This is a genomic window from Paenarthrobacter sp. Z7-10 (genome assembly GCF_026932795.1).
GTDB lineage: Bacteria > Actinomycetota > Actinomycetes > Actinomycetales > Micrococcaceae > Arthrobacter_M.
Genome location: NZ_JADPVH010000125.1, coordinates 1 through 1,445, shown reverse-complemented (window position 1 = coordinate 1,445; position 1,445 = coordinate 1). Strand labels below are relative to the sequence as shown.

Sequence of the window (1,445 nt, the reverse complement as noted above, 5' to 3'; positions counted from 1 at the left end):
GGCTCTTCAGAATTGAGAGTGTAGTTTCGGTCTGAATCCGCCGGATTCCATAAGGGATCTGGCGATGTAGTTGGTGAGGTTCCGGAAGCCGAGGGCGGAGCCGCGCAGGTGTTCGAGTCTCCCATTGATCGCTTCGGTGGGGCCGTTCGATGTGCCGGGTCGCTCGAAGTAGGCGAGCACGTCTGCGGCCCGGCGTTTGAGGGTGCGACCGAGAGTTCGTAGCTCGGTCAAGGCGGTGGGGACGCCGCTGCTGAGGGAGTCAATCACGGCTTGCATCATCTCCCGGCCTCGGGTTCGGTCCGGTTCCCGGTAGGCGGCAACCATGCGCTGGTAGGCGCCCCAGCTGGCTTCGACCTCGACATGCGTATCGGCGGTGAACAGTGTTTCAAGGCGGTGGCGTTGTTTGTCGGTGAGCAGGCCCGCGCCCGTGTGGAGGGTCCGGCGGGCCGAATACAGCGGGTCCCCGACCCGTCCGCGGTGCCCGCACGTCTGCTGCTGAACCCGCCGGCGGCAATTGTCCAGGGCGTCCCCGGCCAGCCGGATGACGTGGAAGGGATCCATCACCGGGACCGCGTCCGGGAGTTCTTCGGCTGCGGCGCTTTTGAACCCGGAGAACCCGTCCATGGCGACGACTTCAACCCGGTCCCGCCAGTGCTGGGGACGTGCCTGCAGCCAGGCCGCGAAGGCTTGTTTCGAGCGGCCCTCGACCATGTCCAGCAGGCGGGAAGGGCCCGTGCCGTCACGGATCGGGGTCAGATCAATGATGACGGTGACGTACTTGTCCCCACGGCGGGTGTGCCGCCAAACATGCTCATCAACACCAATGACTTTCACCCCGTCGAAGCGGTGCGGATCATCGATCAAGACCCTCCGTCCTTCGGTCAGGACGGCCTTGTTCGCGGTATTCCAGGTCACTCCGAGTCCCTTGGCGATCCGGGCGACCGTAAGGTGCTGGCAGACGATTCCTTCCAGCGCCCAGCGCAGCCCTCGGCGGGAGAGTTTCGCCCGGGGCTCGGCAGCTTTGGAGGTGTCTTGCCGCCACACATGCCCGCACCCGCTGCAGCTGTAGCGGCGGATGCTCACCAGCAGCGTGGTCGGCCGCCATCCGAAGGGCTCATGGCCTAATTGGCGGGTCACTGTATCCCGGGGAACGCCCTGGCACCCGCACTTACGGCACCAGTCATCGGGCTCAACAACATGGCAGGACAGGACGGCGCGATCCGGGCGGACGGACTGCCCGGTCACCTCCAGCCCGAGCCCGTCAAGGCGGCAGAATGTGGTCAGGTCAGGGCATTGAAAGGTAGCGTTAAACACGAGGGCCTTGCGGTAGAGAAACAGCGGAGTCGATACCCTGATTCTCTCCCAAGGCCCTCACCTCAGCCCGAAACACCCCGCACTCGGACCTCAAACAGGGGCGCTGACTACACTCTCAATTCTGAAGAGCC

1 protein-coding gene is annotated in these 1,445 nt (G+C 64.6%); it reads right to left on the bottom strand.

Annotated elements, in window-relative coordinates:
- Positions 1-6: 6 nt before the first annotated feature.
- Entirely contained in the window at positions 7-1,314 is a 1,308-nt protein-coding gene (locus IV498_RS18705) for an ISL3 family transposase (RefSeq protein WP_269048578.1), read from the bottom strand.
- Positions 1,315-1,445: the final 131 nt, after the last annotated feature.